Below are 18,076 nucleotides of genomic sequence, written 5' to 3' on the forward strand. Positions count from 1 at the left end.
CGGCTTGTTTGGTTTGCTGCGGCCCGTCAATAAAGTACCGGCTACTCTTCAACGGACATGTTTCCCGCTAATCTACGGCATTTTTTGAATGTCCACGGAATTTTGCACGAGATCGGCCGGGTATCCGAAGTAATGCCATTTTTCCAGCTCGACTTTATCGCCTAGATGCCCGAGGCTCTCCCTTCCTTTCCAGTTGTTGAAAATGTATACGCCTTCCGCACCCGCCTGGTACAGCTCGTATGTCCGGACACGGTACTGCAAAGTGTTCAGCTGCTGCGATACTTTATTCAGCGAAATGCCTTGCTTGATCAAGTCCTCCTCTTCCTTCGTCAAGTCGGTACCGGCCAGGTCGGCATTGATGCCGCCGATCAGACGAACGCCCGTCCCCCGAACAAGATTCGCAAAAGGCGTAATGTCGTAAAACTCCTCATAGCTGATGCTTCCCGGAATAAGGACGTCGATCAGCCCTTCGTTAACCCATTGCCCGATATCGAAGCCGTATTCAAAATAACCTTGATGAGGGATGCGCACCGATATTTGCTTGCCGCCCGGAATCATCGCCCTCAGCTCGCGCAGCATCTGCGTTATCGCATCGGCCTTGTATTGATTCCAGCGCTCGATGCCCGCTTCGGTCGTCTCATTTTTCGGTTCTATCCCGTATTGCGCCGCATAAGCCGCCGTCAGCTCCGATTGGTAACCGAAAATATACGGGTAGCGGTTAAAATCGAGATTCACGCCGTCCACACCGGGGAACGACGCCGCTTCGGCAAGCACGTTTTTCGCATAATCCCGCACGATCCGGTTGCCGTAATCGACCTCGTTTTTGATCTCGCCGTTTTTGGCGACGACCCGGTACGGCATCATTTGCTCGTCATACACTTTGCCGTTCAAATATCCGTCCGACTGCGGATCGTAAACCCCGTTCATCCTCAGGGAGGCGTTCACCTTCATGCCAAGCTCGCCGGCCCGTTCGGCTACGACCTGCAGCGGCGGCTTGCCCGCGGCGATAATGTCGAGGATGGACTGTCTGGCCAACTTGTCGCCGTCGCGCATTTGATGCTCGTATTGCTCCGAGCCTTCAAAGGGAACGCCTGCGTATTGGCTCGCGTAGTTTAACGTAAACGTCGTTAACAGTCCCCAGTCGAGCTCCCCGACATCCTTCCCGTCGTAACGGTTGACGGCGCTTTGCTTCAAATCGTCCGCATTCTGATAATACCCCTCGAAGAAGTCGCTGAAGCCGTCGTTATTGTAAACGACCCGTTTGCCGTCCGCCCCTTCGTTCTGCGAGAGGTACAGCTCCGCTTCCGCATCGGTCAGGCTTTTCAGCTTCACATAGGCGATTCTGGCCTTCTTGCCGGCCGTCGGGGCGATGACAAGCTCTTTGCCGTTCATTTTCGCCGCCATCACGAAACGTTCGCCCAGCAGCTGAGAGCCGTATTCTTTGCCCGGCTGGATTTGTCCGCCTTCGAAATCGATCTGCTTCTCGTCTTTATGTACCGAGGCCTTGAATGACTCGGTTCCGGTAAAATAGCCGACATAAATCGCGAACCAGCCCTTCAATTTGAGCGGCAGCGTCAGCGGTGCGGCGTCAGGCCCGTTCTCGACGGCGACCGACTCGTTATTCGTGCCTCTGAACTTATACGAAGCGGTCTGCCAGCCCAGTTGGGCCGCGGTACGCTTATTGCTGCCGTTCTTGCCGTTGGTCATATCCGCCGTATCTGCGAACAAGAACGTCTGGCCGGGCTGCGAATCGACACGGTCGTCCGGATAAACGCGGGTGACGTTCGGCTCAAGGAAAAATTCCCGGGCCACTTCGTCAATTTGCCGGTTTCCGTAGTTGAAGGTGACGACCGTCTTCAGCTTGCCCGTTCTTCCTTGCGCATTCAGCAGCAGCTCCAGGCCCGCACTGTTCGCTATAGAGGACGTTTCCGCTACAAGCTCCTGCCCCTGGTATAGCTTGGCATGAACGGAAGCGTTGCCCGCCCCGATCCATTCGGGAGGCATTTGGGCAAGCTGCACCGCCAGATTGACCCCTGCCGAGCTGGACGTAGGCTGGACCGACAAGCCGCCGATATGCGGATCGTATTCCGCCCAAGCCGGCAGCGTCCCGTTCGTCAGCTTGATCCGGTCCAAATAAACCTCGGTCTTGCCGGATTTCCAATTGAGCGGAACGTTCACGATGCTGAGCCCGTCGGAAAGCCCTGCCCTTGGGACGGAGATGCCCGGGAAGGCCGCTACCTTCAAGCCGTCAAGTACGACTAGGAGCTTGCCTGCGCCGTCGTAAGCGATCCCCCAATGATGAAATTCATCGTCGTTTATCGGGGGAATAGGCGCTTCGAGATAAGAGCCGGAGCTGGCATTCGTCATCGCCATAATCCGGTCTTTCTGGAAGCTGATCTTGTATTGCTTAAATGCGCCCACTACTTCGAAGCTTAACCCGCGCCAGATCGTGACGCCGGGTATTTCTTCGATTTCGGCCAAATCGGCGATCCGGGCGTTGAACTCCAGCGCCCACTTCCCATTGCCGATCGTTAACGGCTTGGACATGACGTTATAGTTATCGTTATTAAATCCCGTCTCATCGCCGTATACCAGGTATTGTCCCTCCGGAACCGGCTTCATGGCGACCTGATTGGGGTTGCCGCTCGTATGGGCATGATCCGTAATATACGCTCCATTCAAAGGAGCAGGGGCGGACCAACCCGCAGCGGTCAAGCTGTCGGCATCGTCGTCGAATAAAACGGCCGGCTCCGGTGCAGCCGATTCTTTAGCTAAAGCCGGACCGATTGGAAGCAAAGACAGGAATAACACAAACAGGAGAACCGTGACTGCCAGTCGTCTAATCTTGAATGACATCGAATGATCCCTCCATTATTCTTTGATCGCGCCGATCAGCACGCCCTTGACGAAATACTTTTGCAGGAACGGGTACAGGAACAAGATCGGCAGCGTAGCCGCCATGATCGTCGCGTATTTGATCGTTTCCCCCACCTGCGCCTTTTCGACTGTGGCGGTGCTGGTAAGCATTTTTTCGGTATTGTTCTGAATCAAAATTTCGCGAAGCACCATCTGCAGCGGAAACAAATCGCGATCCCTCAAATAGATGAGCGCGCCGAACCACGAATTCCAATGCCCTACCCCGTAAAACAGCACCATGACGGCTATGACGGGCATCGACAGAGGCAGAACGATCCGGAACAAAATCGTGAAATCGTTGGCTCCGTCAATCCTCGCCGATTCCTCCAAGCTTTCCGGGATGCCCTGGAAGGCCGTGCGCATAATGATGATATAGTACGCGCTTACCGCGCCCGGAATAATGAGCGCCCATCTCGTATCCAGCATGCCGAGGTTTTGCACCAGCAAATAGGACGGAATCAACCCGCCGCCGAAAAACATCGTGAACACGATCATGAACATGACCGGATTTTTCCACATGACATGCTTGCGCGAAAGTCCGTAAGCGGCCAGCGCAGTCATCAGAATATTAAGCGTGGTGCCGACGCCGACGTAAAACAGCGTGTTCACGTAACCGGTTATAATGTTCGGATTCCGAAACACCGCTTTATACGCGTCCAGGCTGAAGCCCTGCGGAAGGAAGAGCAGCCCCCGATGCTTGAGCAGCTGTGCGGGATCGCTGACCGAAGAAAACAACACGTACAGCATCGGATATAAAGTCGCTATGGATAAAAGGACGAGCAGCAGCGCGTTGAGCGCATCGAATACATGCTCGCCCGCCGTTCGTTTCATCATGCCGTTTTCCCCCACTCTACCAAAGTTTAGTTTCCGTCATCCGACGGCTGAGCCGGTTGGTCATAATGAGGAAAATAAAATTGACGACGGCATTGAACAACCCAACAGCCGTACTATAGCTGTAGCTCGCCTGCAGGATTCCTTTGCGGTACACATAAGTTCCGATTACATCCGACGTTTCGTAAATTAGCGGATTGTACATCAGCAGTATTTTATCGACATCGACGGCGAGAAGACTGCCCATATTCAGAATGAATAGGATCAAAATCGTCGGCATGATCCCGGGCAGCGTAATATGCAGCATCTGCCTGAATCTTCCGGCTCCGTCCACGCGTGAAGCCTCGTAAAGGGTAGGATCGATATTGGCGATGGCGGCCAAATAAATGATCGAGCCCCAGCCGATCCCCTGCCACACGCCGGAGGCGATATAAAGCGTACGGAACCAGCCCGGTTCGGTCAGAAATCCGATCGGCTTTCCCCCGAACCATTCCACGATCTGATTGATGAGACCGCGCGACGACAGGAAGTCGACCATCATCCCGACCACAACGACCATCGAGATGAAATGCGGCAGGTACGTAACCGACTGCACCGTACGCTTGAAGACGCGGCTGCGCACCTCGTTTAGGAGCAGCGCCAATAGAATGGAGCTCGGGAACGCAATAATCATGCTGTACAAGCTTAGCAAGAACGTATTGCGCATGACGCGCCAAAAATAATAGCCGTTGAAAAAATCGGCAAAGTGCTGAAACCCTACCCAAGGGCTGCCCCACATCCCCCTGGCCGGCGAGAAGTCTTTGAAAGCGATCTGGATGCCGTACATCGGGCCGTAGTGAAAAATAAGGTAATAAACGACGACCGGCAGCAGCATAAGATAAATATACTTGTTTCGCTTGAAATCCTTGGCGAGCCTGCGGCTAAGCCGGACATCGGCGATCGGGCTTCGGACCTCTGTCTTGCGCGCGGTTAGTGCCATATAACGGCCTCCGTCCTGCTGATGGTTTCGACCGCATAACGGAAGAACGGGCCGTTCTCCCCTTACGGCAGCCGGGTTACTTCCGACTGTTGAACCGGTCTAGCGCGGCTTGTTGAATTTTGATCGCTTCGTCGATGTTCATGCCTTTGATCGTTTTCACAAAATTATCGAAGTTTTCGAGCGGCTCCGTGCCCATGATGAATTTGTTGAATTTCTCGCTGTACAGCGTATCGATATCGTTCATAATGTTCGCGTATTTCGTATCTTCTTCCGCCGTCAGCGTTATCGCGGGCATCACGTATTTTCCGTCCGCCTTCGCCCAAGCCTCCCTTGCCTTATTCTGCTGCTCCCTGTCCGACAGCTGCTTCATCGCGTCCTGATTGTAGCTGTACGGCCCATTCCCCGGCGTTACGCTTGAAAGCGCTTGCGTTTTGGTCAATTTATTAGGGTTGTTCATAATGTAGTCGGTAAACTTCGGTTTCCCGTTCTCGATTACGTAGCTTCGTCCTTCGACTCCGAAGTTGTAGAGAAGGCTTCCTTCCTTCGTAAAGCCGTAATCCAGCCATTTGATTGTTTCCTGCGGGTTTTTGTTCGAGCCCGAAATGGCTGCGCCCTGTCCGATAAACGTGCTGCTGCGCAAGCCGAAATGATTCGTATCGCCCGTTTTGACGACAGGGAACTGCGCGCCAGCCAGATCGAACGCCGGGTTCGCCGGCTTGACGAGATCGAGATATTTGCCGATGCCGCTGGCTACATAACCGACGAAAGCGCCGAGCGTATTCGTCGACATTTTGGCGTCGCGCAGCTTCGTATCCGTCGCCGCATAATCCTGATCGATGAGTCCTTCCTTGTACCATTTGGCCATAGTCGTAACGAATTCTTTGAACTCCGGCTCGGCCGGACCGAACTTCACTTTGCCGTCCTTCTGGTAGAAGTAGTTGCCGACGCCCCATGCGCTAGCCCATGCGCTCATATATTCCGGAAGCAGCGGGATTTCATCAGCCTTGCCGTTTCCGTTCGGGTCCCGCTCTTTGAACGCTTTCAGCGTCTTGTACCAATCGTCGATCGTCGCCGGAACCGGCAGCCCCAGCTTATCCAGCCAGTCCTTGCGGATGATCGGCCCCATGTTCACATTCGTCCAATCGTTCAAATCAAGCTTCGGCATGACGTAAATATTGCCTTCGTCGGTCATAATCAGCTTCTTGACTTCGGGATGCTCCTTCAGAAATTGATTGAAGTTCGGCGCATGCTGCTCGATCAACTCGTTCAGTCGGATAATCGCTTTATCCTTAATCGCATTGTCCGGCCCCTTCGGAACGGAGTTCCAGGTGTAGTAGATGACGTCGGGCAGCTTGTTGGAAGCAAGCAGCAGGTTGATCTGTTCGGCCGCTTCGCCGGCCGGGTGCTGGAACTCCACCTTCGTTCCGGTGATTTTCTCCAATTCCTTGTACATCCCGGCTTCGCCGAAGCTTTTCAGCGACGCGGTTGCGTCCGAATCCATCTGAACCCAATAGGTCAATGATGCCGGATACTTGGTCTCGTTCTTCTTCGGAGCCTCCGATCGGTTTCCGGCAGCGGACGGCGAAGGAGATTGCGAAGGCGAGTCCTTCGTTTCCTTAGTGCCGTCGCCCGTACAGCCGGCGGCAAGAGAAGCGAGCAGAGCCGATGAAACCGCCAGCGCGGCAGCCTTGCCCCTCTTCTTGGTCATGCGAATCGGATCGTGCATATTGTTTTGTCCTCCCTTTTCACATATCGAATGGTCGACCTGATCTCACAGTAAGGCGCAAGCCATCAACCGTCTATTCGCCAGTTTTGTGAAAAAGCTATCCGTTTCTTGATCGGGCGGCTATCCGTTTCTTGAGGATGCTATCTCTTTTATGGATCACCCCTGTTTTCCGCCGTTTTCCGCAACGATTTCTCTATATCTTCCGGGCGTAATTCCCTCGTTTTTCTTAAAGACGCGAATAAATCCGATATCGTTTGCGTATCCGATCGCCTTGGCCACCTGCGTAATCGTGAACTCGGAGCTTGCCAGCATGCGTTTGGCGGCCCGCAGCCGTACGGCCATAATGTAATCCTTCAAATTTTGGTCGCCATACTTTTTGAAAAATACCGAAAGATACTGCTGCGTAAGACCAAGCTCTTCAGCCATCGAAGCCAATCCGAAATTGCTGTCCGTACAATTGGCGTCCACATAATCTTTGATTCTCTGGAACAGCTTCTCACCGTGATCGGGCCGTTCTTCATTCACCGCGCTGCAGAACGACTCGTACCATTCCCTCGTCTTCTGGAACATTTCCTCCGCAGTCGTACAGCCCAGCACCGATTTTACGGGATCGCCGCCTGTCAACTTTTTGCCGGATCCGGAGAAAACGTTTTGCAGCTTGAGAAGCGTACCGGTCATATCGAAGAATAAGCATTTGCCGACTTCCGGCGTAATCCTCGAATTGACGAAATTGATCGCGTAAATTTGATCGAGCAGTTTATCGATTCCGGGAAAATCCCCGCTTTTGGCCATATTGATCATCTGCGTCTCGGTTTCGAGCGGATAATGGTAAATGCGCTGCTCCATGCCGCCGATTTCTTCATAGCCGATAATCGTTCCTTGTCCCATCGTGATCCGGTAGTCAAGTGCGGCGAGCGCTTCCGCATACGCTCTGCCCGTCTGCTCCATACCGCAGTGAACGCCGCCAAACGCCATCGTCGTCTGAATTTGATAGTGGTCCAGCGTAGCCTTCAGCCTTTCCGCAAAAGACCGTAAACGCCCGTTTTCCGACAAGCCCCCGGGATCTGCGGGATCGGGCTTGGACACGCTCATCAGCACGGCCAGCCGCTGAAGATCCAATTCGACCGTATAGCCGTCTCCCGGCATAAGCTCCTTGCATATATTCGAAACGACGAACTGAACCAGTATCCATTCCGGTTCGGACCCTTCCTTGGCGAAACGGCTGCCGTTCTCGATATCGATAAGAATGACGCCGAACGCCTCCGCTAGAAACCGGACGCCCATAAAATCAATCGACTCGCCGGTAACCGCCGAAGGATCCACCTGTCCGCGAAATAGCCTGGACAAAAAATTCGCCCGGATCGCCGGCTCCTGACGGGACAACGTGTCGCGCAAATCGTTTTCTTCCTGCATGGAATCGAGCAGCGTACTCTTAATGAAGTCGATCTCGTTGCTCACCCTGAGACCAGTGCTTCGCCTTCCTTTCCTGATCGCTTCGACCATGTCGCGAATCGGGCTGTAATTGCGGTACGCCATTGAATAACAGGCGATCGTTCCCGCTATCAAACAAACGGCGAGAAGCATGACTGCCCATGTCTTGATTTCGTCAACACCTGCCATGACGACGGAACGGGGAACTGCCGAAACGTAGCGCAAGCCGTTGCTCTCGGATGTCGTATAGGACAGCATCGTCATTTCTCCGTCCGCCATTTCGGAATGGTATCCGGTCTGGTCGTTCAGTTTCCCGATTAGTCGTTCCAGATCGCCGGTGCTGTCAGAGGTCGTCATGATGAGCTCTCCTTGCGGGTTCAGCACATACAAATGCCCCTCGCTCGCCCAATTGATTTGCCGGGCCAAATCTTTAACTTGCTGCTCGTCGATCTGAATGACAAGCGAGCCCTTGAACGACGTTTTTTGGCCGAGCGGAAGCGACTGGACGTAGGTCAGCACTTTTTTCTGCGTGGTGCCGGAGCCTAACGGAATGGAATGCAAATATAGATGCCGATGGTATTCCGACAAGGTTTGCTTCATGAGTGCCGGATAACCGGGATCGGGACTGTTCTGCACATGCTCGAAAAACAAGGAGGCCTTCGCCTTCCGTATCGGCGATATTATCGTTTGCGAGTTGTTCAAATACACGTAAAAGTCATCGATGAAGCTGCTGCTCATGCGGGAACGGTCCAGATCGCGGATGAAATCGTAAAAAGCGGCTCGCGATTCCGTACTTTCCTCCGAGTCGCTGCTAAGCAGCACCTGCAGCCTCGAATTCATCGCAATTTGCAGCGTCAGCCGCTCTACTTCCTGCATACGGTTGTCTACCACCAGCCGGATCTGATCGAGCAAAGCGAAGTTGGAGCGTGCGGCATTGCCGATCATCTTGTTTTCCACCCGCTGATAAAGCAGGCTGCCGACGACGACGGGAATCAATAAAATCGTTAGGTAGGAAAATAGCAATTTTACAAAAAGGCTTCTTCGAGAGATAAGCTCTTTCTCTGTATTGCTCAGCCACTTTAACAAAACCGTTTCCCTCCCGGTTATGGACATCGACGAATTCAATACTTTGAAAACGCTTCAGTATATTCAATATAAAAAGCAGCGTAACGATATCGCCGCTGCTTGTATGACTTACATTCTTATAAGGGCGGCCCAAACTGTACGTCCCGCAAAGGGCGGAGCCGGCTCCTGCTGGCTGGTTACCCGACCGCTTCCTCCCGATAAACTTGGTAATCGTATTCGATACCTGCAATTCTCGTTCTTCGCGTATTGATTCCATCCATATTAAGGCCTCCTGCCTGCCGTCTCGAGCAAGCCGGCTATCCCTTCTGTCAGATTCCCTTCCGCAGCTTCAGCGAAAGGCGCTGGCAAGCCGAAATACTTTACCGAGCCGGCCGCCTCGTAGCCGCCCTCCCTGATTTGCGAAGCGGTGGGCACGTAGCCGATCAAGCCGTTGCTGTAAGCTAGCGGCAGCGCAGTTCCGCCTGATAAACGTTTGATCGCTTCGCCGTAAGCGTTAACCATTTCGCCGCCCATCGCCATGAACGAAAGCCGGTCGGCTAAATGCACAAGCGTTATGCGAAACGGCATAGCCGGCTGCAATAACTCAGGATTGGCCAGAAGGTGGCGGCTCCAATCGCCGTCTACGCCTATATCCTCCTGCAGGTTTGCCAGCTCGCCGGCGGCAGGCAAATACTGAAAGGGCAGCTCGAGGTCGACGCCCGTCGCCTCAATCGGGACGAAGGCAAGCTTCTCCATCGGCGATTCCAGAATGCGAAGCACCTCTGCGGCCAGCTCATGGCCCAAACGGCGGGAATCCTGATCGGTACCCGGGCGGAAACGGTCGCCGGCTATCAATGCCGGGCGTATATCCCCGCAGCAGCCCTGCATGAAGCCGGCTATCACCCCTTCCCCCAGCGATGCCTCAACCGCCTCCATCGCGGCCCCCGGATAATCCGCCGTTACAAGATTTTCCGCGCTGCTTGTCGGGTGGCATGTATAGTGGAACAACACCGCTTTCGTCGAGCCCTCCTCCGTACGAAACCGGATAACGGTCACCTCTCGATCGATCGGTGTATCATGGTTGGGCAGCATCTCGATATGGCCGCCATGCATGCGCCGGCGATGAATGCCGATTCCGCATTCTCCCCTTCCGATCTCGGCGGATACGGGTACCAGATTGGCAAAGGCATGCATGATCGAGGCGAACAAACTCGTTTCCAGCAATTCCACGAAAGTGGGCGCGTATTGGCCGACGATAGGCAGGCAATTCGTGCCCGTTTGCGGAGCACCGTGTGTGTGGGAGGCCTGCAAAATGACAGCATCGCGCTCAATCCCCCACCGTTCTTGTATCGTCCGGCTCCACTCCGCCGACTTATCGGACGGCCATTGGAGAATGTCGGCTTCAGCCAGCAGCATCATTCGCTTGTCGGACGGATGCTCTCCCTCCTGCTTAAATAGGAAAACGCGCAAAGCCAAACGCTGCGCAACACCTTCGAAGCTGCCTGTCCGGCTGCCGAAGCCGGCCAGCGGTAGCGGCTCGGGCGGTGTAATATCGGCTTTGGCAGTGCCCAGCATCGTACGTACGTTCATTCGGATTCCTCCCAAAAAATCGGCTATAGCGCATGATCGCTGCACGCGTCCTTCATCTAAGTGAACTTATTAGGATGGATCATTGCTCCTTCATTATAATGATACAGCTTGCATACATCTACATGCCAATTATTGAATTTGCTATCTATAATTAAGATCGCATGCTTAAACCCGTCACAATGCGAAAAACGGATATTTTCCCGTTCTGTTCCCTGTGAGGACGTAAAAGTTAACATAAAAAAGACCGTTCGGAACTTCCACCGGACGGTCTTTCCTATACTGCGTCTAGTTTTATTTACAACTCCATTATTTTCATATTACGAAACTCGATCCGGCCGCCGTGATCCTGCAGCCCGATATGCCCTAAGCGCGGACGGTCCCGCCAGGCGTATTTAAACTTGTTATCGGTGCCGTCAGGGTTTTTGCCCGCGACCGACCACTGATCGATGTCGGCTTCAACGACAGTAATACCGTTCAAAGTCAACTGAATCTCATTGCGATCGCATTTGATCGTGATTTGATTCCATTCGCCGGCCCGGCGAACAGCATTGGAGGAAGGAGCGACAAGATCGTATAAAGCGCCCGAACTGTGCTTTTCCATTTGCTCCTGATCGTACGTATCCAAAATTTGCATTTCAAGCCCCGTATGCACAGGGTCCTCGGGATCCGTCCACCTGAAAAAAATCCCGCTGTTTACCTTTGCTTCCGCCCTATATTCCACTTGGAATATAAAATTTTCGAACCGGTCGACGGTGTACAAATACCCTTTGTTCCCGCCCTTGCACAAAATAACGCCGTCTTGCGCCAGCCACCCCTCCGGGCTTTGGGTCGCCACCCAGCCGTTTTTCGTTTCCCCGTCAAACAAAAGCCGATACCCTTGTTGCTTCTCTTCCTCAGTCAGAGCATTCATTGGCGATTCCTCCTTGTAAGGCTAGTATCTCTTCTGAACAACTAAGCCGCCGATTCAGGCCATGCAAAAGCTCAGCAGCTTCCGACTATACCATTTCGCCGCGGACGGACAATTTTCCTGCTGTTTCCTTTTTTTGCGGAACCCCATAACGAAAAAACGCCCAAGCCGCAGCTCGGACGCAGTAGACTTCCTATTCAAAATCATGCCTTGCCCATCCTTACGCGTTCAGCCCGCTCTGCTTCTCTCTTACTTGCGCGAGCAAGCCTTTGAAATCTTGAAGCAGCTGGGCGAAATGGTCCGCCGAAAGCCCGCTTTGCTCGAGCAGCCGTTCCGGAACGGTGCACGCCTTCGCTTGAAGCGCCTTCCCTTCTTCCGTCAGCGTGACGATCACCTTCCGTTCGTCGTCGCCCGAGCGCTTGCGCACGACGAGATTCGCCGACTCCATCCGCTTAAGCAGCGGCGTAAGCGTACCGGAATCGAGATACAAGCGTTCACCCAGCTCTTTGACGGTAACGCCGTCCTTCTCCCATAGGACGAGCAGCGCAAGATATTGCGGATAGGTGACCCCCAGTTCGTCCAGCAGCGGCCGGTATGCTTTCGTCAATTCTCTGGAGCAAGCATAGATGGCGAAGCACAGCTGATTATCCAGCTTCAAGCGTTCATCGGGGACCGTCACTTCGCTTGCCCTCCGTCCTGCAGCAGCCGTCTGACGTCCGCTTCGATTTTATCCGGGGAGGTCGTCGGGGAATACCGCTTCACCACGTTGCCGCTTCGGTCGACAAGGAACTTTGTAAAATTCCACTTGATGCCGCTGAACAAAACGCCGCCTTTTTGCCTTTTCAGATAATCATACAGGGGGTGCGCATTGGGGCCGTTCACATCGATTTTGGCAAACAGCGGGAAATTAACGCCAAAATTGAGCGAGCAGGCGCTTTGGATATCCTCATTGCTGCCGGGCTCCTGATCCCGAAACTGGTTGCATGGAAAACCGAGCACCGAGAAGCCTTTATCCTTGTAGGCGTCGTGCAGCTTTTGCAGTCCTGTGAACTGCGGCGCGAAGCCGCATTTGGTCGCCGTGTTCACGATCAGCAGCACCTTATTCTCATACGCCGAGAGCGATTGTTCTTCCCCTTTGATGGTTTTGACCGAATAACCGTAAACGCTCATAGGATCGACTCCTTATATCGTAATTTTCGTAAAATTTAATTGTACACAATTTAATTTACAACAATTTTTACAAAAAGACAACTGCCTCATCATGGACTTCAATATATTGCGATACAAAGACAATTGGTATACTATATTTAGTGCCATCTTGCAAACGAAGGGAAAGAGAAAAATGAAGTCGATATGTGTTTACGCGGGTTCGAATCCGGGAACAAGTCCGGAATATGAGCGGTATGCGGTCAAGCTTGGAGAGCTGTTCGTTGAGAATGGTTATAAACTCGTTTACGGCGGATCCAAAATAGGGCTGATGGGCCGTCTTGCGGACACGGTTCTTGCGGGAGGCGGCGAGGCGGTCGGCGTTATGCCGCGCGGTTTGTTTCGCGGAGAAATGGTACATGCCCGGTTAACCGAGCTGATCGAGGTGGACTCGATGCACGAGCGAAAAGCGAACATGCAGCGGCTTGCGGACGGATTTATCGCGCTGCCGGGCGGCTTCGGTACGCTTGAGGAGCTTTTTGAAGCGGTGAGCTGGTCGCAGCTCGGCATACATAACAAGCCGGTCGGCTTACTGGACGTCGAGGGGTATTATGAACCGCTCGTCCGTTTCGTTGCACATGCGGTCGATGCCGGCTTCATCCATAGCACCCATGCAAGCCTTCTGCTGCTCGAACGCGACCCTGCACGCCTGATCGAGCGCATGGAATCGTTCCAGCCGCCGCAAAACGTCAACAAATGGTCGGAGCTGCCGGCTCGACCATAATGCATGAAAAGCCTGTGCGTCTTGCGTCGCCGCTGCAATGTGGCATCCGTGCTTTTGAGAAGCGGTGATTTTGCGAGGGAGATTGCGGGATCGGGTCGACGCGAGAAAGCCGTTAGGCGACATGGATGCCGAGCGGGCAATTCCATAATGAAGCTTGCGGCCCTTTGGAAGCAGGCGTTCACTAACAATCGACGAGTATACAGGAATACCGTCGAAAGCTATGTTGGCGTACGAAAGTACGGTGCAACTGGGAGCGCCAGTCCGACTTTGGGCAACTGGGAGCGTTAGTCCGATTTTGCGCAACTGAGAGCGCCAGTCCGACTTTTGGGCAACTGGGAGCGTCAGTCCGATTTTGCGCAACTGAAAGCCCCAGTCCGATTTTGCCCAATTGGGATCGACTCCGGACTACTCCCCTCGCCTGCAGTCCGAAAACGCGCGCTTGCAGCAGCTATTTCGCCGGGCACACCCGTAAATCCCTTCTCCAAGCAGGCAAATTCGGACTCCAGCTTAAAAGGCACCTCGATTCCTTGCTCCAAGCGGGTAAACTCGGACTACAGCACAAGGGACGATCTTCGATCCCATTTGCTAAGCAAAAACTCGAACTACAGCATAAGGGACGAGCTTCGCTCCCATTCGATAAGCAAAAAATATTTAGCGTAAGGAACCTCTGTCGTCCCTTTTATCATGTAGGCAAACTCAACTGCTGCCCGTTTCGTTTCAACAAATGGTCGGCCGCCTGCGTACCTAATTAAAGGGCGCAAAGCTCGATCTCGAAGCCGAGGTCTTCGATCATCCGGTGGTCCAGCGTCGCTTCTTGTCCTTCCGTAGTCAAATAATCCCCTACAAAAACCGAGTTCGCCGCATACAAGGCCAAAGGCTGGAGAGAACGCAGATTCAGCTCGCGGCCGCCCGACGCGCGGATCTCTTTGGACGGGCAAATGAACCGGAACAGCGCCAGCACCTTCAAGCATTTGCGCGGGTTAAGCTCCTTCAGCCCTTGAAGCGGCGTTCCCGGAATCGGATTCAGAAAATTGACCGGTATCGAATCGGCATCGAGCTCGCGCAGCGAATAAGCGATGTCGACGATATCACGGTTCGTTTCCCCCATGCCGACGATGCAGCCGGAGCAAGGCGACATGCCGGCGTTTTTCGCTTTATCAACCGTGTTCACCCGATCTTCATACGTATGCGACTTCGTAATGGAAGCAAAATGTCCTTCGCTCGTATTCAGGTTATGATTGTACCGATCCACTCCGGCTTCCTTAAGCCTATTTGCTTGATCCTCCGATAAAATGCCGAGACATGCGCAAATTTTCATCGGCATCGTCTCCTTAATTTCCCGCACCGCCTCGATCACCTGCTCCAGCTCTTTATTCGTCGGACCGCGCCCGCTGGCAACGATGCAGTACGTTCCGACCTTCAGCTCCAGCGCTTTGCGGGCGCCGTCCACAAGCGTCGTTTTTTCAAGCAGCGGATATTTACTGACCGGAGCCGTCGAGACGATCGACTGCGAGCAGTACCCGCAATCCTCGGGGCAAAGGCCGCTTTTGGCGTTGATGATCAGATTGAGCTTCACCTTCCTGCCGTAAAAATGCTTCCGCACCCGAAACGCCGCCTGCATGATCGCCAGCAGCTCGTCGTCATCCGCCTCCAGCACGCTCAGCGCCTCCGCCTCGGTAAGCAGCTCGCCCCTCAGCGCCTTATCGGCCAATACGTTCCAGTCATAAGCGGTGTATAGATTGGGTTGTGCAGTTTTCGTCATGTAAGCCTCCTGGGTAGTCGTATAAATGAACGCAGAAAAAAACGTTAACCAAAATAATAAAACAAGGTTAACGATTAATCAACCGCTAATTAAACGGCTCAGGAAAAGCTAATGGCATTACAGGTCTTGCCCTTACAGGCGCATTTGAGGCTCGCTATCCGAACGCGAACGAACGTTAATGCGCACAAAACCTCCAAACCCGAGGGTTGGAGGTTTTGTGCGCATTAACGTTCGGAAACCGATCTCGAACGGCTATTTAATAACGAGCACCGGAATTTTGGCGTGCTGCACGACGTTATGGCTGACGCTGCCGAGCACGAATTCGCCGAAGCTGCCCAGTCCTCTGCTGCCGATGACGATCACATCCGCATTCGTTTCTTCGGCATATGCGAGGATCGTCCTCGCCGGACTGCCTTGGCGGACTTCGATGTGTATGTCGGAAAAGTCGTTGATTTTTTCTTGAATTTTGGCGATCGCCTGATCGGAATACCCGTAGTACTCCTCTTCGTTCTTGATCGGAGGCACGAACATGATTTCCCCGACGACATAGGTCGGAATGTTAAAGACGTGAATGATGTCCAGTTTGGAATAATGATTCAGCTTGGCCAGCTTAATCGCGGTGTCGAGCGCTTTGTCCGAAGCTTCGGAGCCGTCATAAGCAACTAAAATTTTCGAGTATAACACGGTCATCACCCCATTCGTTTGATAAGAACAGGTTAGCAAGTTTCCGCCGGCTCTACTGTGAGAAATGTCACAGCTCCTGGCACCCGCTTCTCTATTCTTTCAATTCAAAGCTTATGTAAATGATACCATATGATAGAATCGAATAACAATTCGAAGGACGGCTTTTGCACCCTCCTTTCCGATCCGCCCGGCCGACATTAGCCCGTTTTGCCCCGAATCATGATACAATGTGGACAGGCAGCATCATTTTCAAGCGAAAGGAATCACCCCGTGAAAACGTTGATCATCGCCGAAAAACCCGATATGGGACGGACGATCGCGGCCGTTATCGAGCCGAAAGCGGCCAACAAACGAACGCATCTTGTCGGGCAAAATCATATCATTACATGGGCGATCGGACATTTGGTCGGCTTGGCCGAACCGGATCGCTACGATGACAAATATAAAAAATGGAACCTCGGCGACCTGCCGATCATCCCGGACTCGTTCAAGCTTATCCCGAACGCCAGGACGAAAGACCAGCTTGCGGTCATCGCCGCGCTCGCCAAGGAATGCGACAGCCTCGTCAATGCTTGCGACGCCGGGCGCGAGGGCCAGCTTATTTTTGCTTATATTCAGCAGCATCTGCGCTTGCGGCATCCGGTCAAACGGCTGTGGATTTCCGACCTGACGGCGGAGACGATCCGCCAAGGCTTCGATAGCCTCAAGGACGGCGCAGCGTACGAAAACCTGACGAAAGCGGCGAGAGCGCGCAGCGAGGCGGATTGGCTGATCGGCATGAACGGCTCGCGGGCGTTTACGACCCGGCATAACGAGTTGCTGTCCGTAGGACGCGTGCAAACCCCCGTGCTTGCCCTGGTGTACGACCGGCAAATTTTGATCGAGCAGTTTACGTCGTTAAAATTTTACGATGTGGAAGCAGCCTTCGACCAGCAGCAAACCTCCTACAAAGGGATGTGGCAAGGCGACCGGCTTACCGATCCTCAGAAGGCCGAAGCGATCGCAGCCAAGGTAAAGGGGAAAACCGGCAAAATCGCCAGCTATGAAGTGAAAGACACGAAGGAATATCCGTGGCGGTTATACGATTTGACGCTGCTGCAGCGGGAAGCGAACGGCAAATACGGCTTTTCGGCCAAAAAAACGCTCGATCTCGCCCAAGCGCTGTACGAGAAGCATAAGGTCATTTCGTACCCGCGTACGAACTCCAACTACGTCAACGATCAAAATATCGGCGACATGCACCGTGCGCTCGACGCCTTGAGGGGGACAGCATACGACGATCTCGTTCAGGGCGCGGAGAAGCGTTTCGTGCACAAAAACAACAAAAGCATCTGCAACCCTTCCAAGGTTGAGGATCACCACGCCATCCTGCCGACCGCCAAAAAAGCGGGAAGCCTGTCGGCCGACGAGCAGAAGGTGTACGACTTGGTCGTGCGGCGGTTTTTGTCGCATTTTTATCCGGCGGCGGAATACAAAATGCACACCGTGCTGACCGAGGTAGAAGGAGAAACGTTCAAAACGAACGTCAAGCAGCTGCTATCGCTCGGCTGGAAGGTCGTGTATCCGGATCAGAAAAACGCCGCAGCCAAAGGCAAGAAAGCCGATGAGGACGCGAAGGACAAAGGCGGTAAGCCGGGCGATGACGACAAGGAAGCCGTAGCGGAAATCGAAACGGATACGCCGTTCTCCGTCGATCCCGACTCCCCCGTTCTCTGCTCGGACGCGCAGGCGAAGGAAAAAGAAACGCAGCCGCCCAAGCACTTCACCGAAGGCACGCTGCTGAAGGCGATGGAGAGCGCGGGCAAGCAGGTCGAAGACGACGAGCTTCGCGAGGCGATGAAGGACTCCGGGCTCGGTACGCCGGCCACGCGCGCGGCGACGATCGAGCGGCTCAAAAACGTCGGCTACGTCGTCATGCAAGGCAAGCGGATCGCCATCACGACAAAGGGCCGCCTGGCCATCGAGCTCATCCGCGGCGCCGGCGTCGAGCTGCTGGCATCGCCGGAAATGACCGGCCAGTGGGAGCGCCGCCTGACCGACATTTCGCGCGGACAAGCAGCCGACGACGCCTTCATGGAGAAGGTGAAAAAATTCGCCGCCTTGATCGTCGATAAGGTGCGTATGCAGTCGCCGGCCGCGAAGCAGGCGTTCGCCGCAGGCGAGCAGCCCGCGAAGCGCGGCCGCGGCAGCCGGAGCGCCGACGGTGCCGACGGCGAAGGCGCGGGCAAGCGCGCAGCCGCAGCCGGCGGCCGCAC

14 protein-coding genes are annotated in these 18,076 nt (G+C 54.0%); 2 read left to right on the forward strand and 12 right to left on the reverse strand.

The window, feature by feature from the left end; genetic code table 11:
* Positions 1 to 72: 72 nt before the first annotated feature.
* The 10 genes from DQG23_RS35600 to DQG23_RS35640 form a co-directional block, all read right to left on the reverse strand.
* The gene (locus tag DQG23_RS35600) at positions 73 to 2,856 is read right to left on the reverse strand and encodes a family 10 glycosylhydrolase (RefSeq protein ID WP_113035808.1); all 2,784 of its coding nucleotides are present in this window, start codon (positions 2,854 to 2,856) and stop codon (positions 73 to 75) included.
* A gap of 15 nt (positions 2,857 to 2,871) precedes the next feature.
* Positions 2,872 to 3,750, reverse strand: a complete 879-nt coding sequence (locus DQG23_RS35605; RefSeq protein ID WP_113035809.1) for a carbohydrate ABC transporter permease — start codon at positions 3,748 to 3,750, stop codon at positions 2,872 to 2,874.
* 16 nt (positions 3,751 to 3,766) lie between these two features.
* Positions 3,767 to 4,726 (reverse strand): ABC transporter permease, encoded by a 960-nt coding sequence (locus DQG23_RS35610; protein ID WP_113035810.1) that lies wholly within the window; start codon positions 4,724 to 4,726, stop codon positions 3,767 to 3,769.
* Between the two features lie 76 nt (positions 4,727 to 4,802).
* Positions 4,803 to 6,452 carry a type 2 periplasmic-binding domain-containing protein gene (locus DQG23_RS35615; protein WP_238178191.1) on the reverse strand — a complete coding sequence of 550 codons (1,650 nt, stop codon included), beginning with the start codon at positions 6,450 to 6,452 and terminating at the stop codon, positions 4,803 to 4,805.
* A gap of 156 nt (positions 6,453 to 6,608) precedes the next feature.
* Positions 6,609 to 8,759, reverse strand: a complete 2,151-nt coding sequence (locus tag DQG23_RS43625) for a helix-turn-helix domain-containing protein (protein WP_337589426.1) — start codon at positions 8,757 to 8,759, stop codon at positions 6,609 to 6,611.
* Positions 8,695 to 9,225: a hypothetical protein gene (locus DQG23_RS43270; RefSeq protein WP_238178192.1), complete on the reverse strand. Its 531-nt coding sequence runs from the start codon at positions 9,223 to 9,225 to the stop codon at positions 8,695 to 8,697. The genes DQG23_RS43625 and DQG23_RS43270 overlap by 65 nt, the downstream gene beginning before the upstream one ends.
* A 5-nt stretch (positions 9,226 to 9,230) precedes the next feature.
* Positions 9,231 to 10,538: a neutral/alkaline non-lysosomal ceramidase N-terminal domain-containing protein gene (locus tag DQG23_RS35625; RefSeq protein WP_113035812.1), complete on the reverse strand. Its 1,308-nt coding sequence runs from the start codon at positions 10,536 to 10,538 to the stop codon at positions 9,231 to 9,233.
* A gap of 295 nt (positions 10,539 to 10,833) precedes the next feature.
* Positions 10,834 to 11,448 carry a 3-keto-disaccharide hydrolase gene (locus DQG23_RS35630; protein WP_113035813.1) on the reverse strand — a complete coding sequence of 205 codons (615 nt, stop codon included), beginning with the start codon at positions 11,446 to 11,448 and terminating at the stop codon, positions 10,834 to 10,836.
* A 217-nt stretch (positions 11,449 to 11,665) separates the two neighbouring features.
* Positions 11,666 to 12,124 (reverse strand): MarR family winged helix-turn-helix transcriptional regulator, encoded by a 459-nt coding sequence (locus DQG23_RS35635; RefSeq protein ID WP_113035814.1) that lies wholly within the window; start codon positions 12,122 to 12,124, stop codon positions 11,666 to 11,668.
* Positions 12,121 to 12,615: a glutathione peroxidase gene (locus tag DQG23_RS35640; RefSeq protein WP_113035815.1), complete on the reverse strand. Its 495-nt coding sequence runs from the start codon at positions 12,613 to 12,615 to the stop codon at positions 12,121 to 12,123. Before DQG23_RS35640 ends, DQG23_RS35635 begins: the two co-directional genes overlap by 4 nt.
* Before the next feature lie 172 nt (positions 12,616 to 12,787).
* On the opposite strand from DQG23_RS35640, the gene DQG23_RS35645 reads away from it, so the two are divergent.
* Entirely contained in the window at positions 12,788 to 13,375 is a 588-nt protein-coding gene (locus tag DQG23_RS35645; RefSeq protein ID WP_113035816.1) for an LOG family protein, read from the forward strand.
* A 748-nt stretch (positions 13,376 to 14,123) separates the two neighbouring features.
* Here the strand turns inward: DQG23_RS35645 and bioB are convergent.
* Together bioB and DQG23_RS35655 are read right to left on the reverse strand one after the other, a co-directional pair.
* Positions 14,124 to 15,137, reverse strand: a complete 1,014-nt coding sequence (gene bioB, locus DQG23_RS35650; RefSeq protein WP_113035817.1) for a biotin synthase BioB — start codon at positions 15,135 to 15,137, stop codon at positions 14,124 to 14,126.
* 252 nt (positions 15,138 to 15,389) lie between these two features.
* The gene (locus tag DQG23_RS35655) at positions 15,390 to 15,821 is read right to left on the reverse strand and encodes a universal stress protein (RefSeq protein ID WP_113035818.1); all 432 of its coding nucleotides are present in this window, start codon (positions 15,819 to 15,821) and stop codon (positions 15,390 to 15,392) included.
* Between the two features lie 270 nt (positions 15,822 to 16,091).
* Between DQG23_RS35655 and DQG23_RS35660 the strand changes: the two genes are divergently transcribed.
* Positions 16,092 to 18,076 (forward strand): DNA topoisomerase 3 (locus tag DQG23_RS35660; RefSeq protein ID WP_113035819.1); only part of this gene is annotated, 1,985 nt, incomplete at its 3' end.

Origin of the sequence: Paenibacillus contaminans, assembly GCF_003285015.1 — a bacterium.
GTDB classification, from domain to species: domain Bacteria; phylum Bacillota; class Bacilli; order Paenibacillales; family NBRC-103111; genus Paenibacillus_V; species Paenibacillus_V contaminans.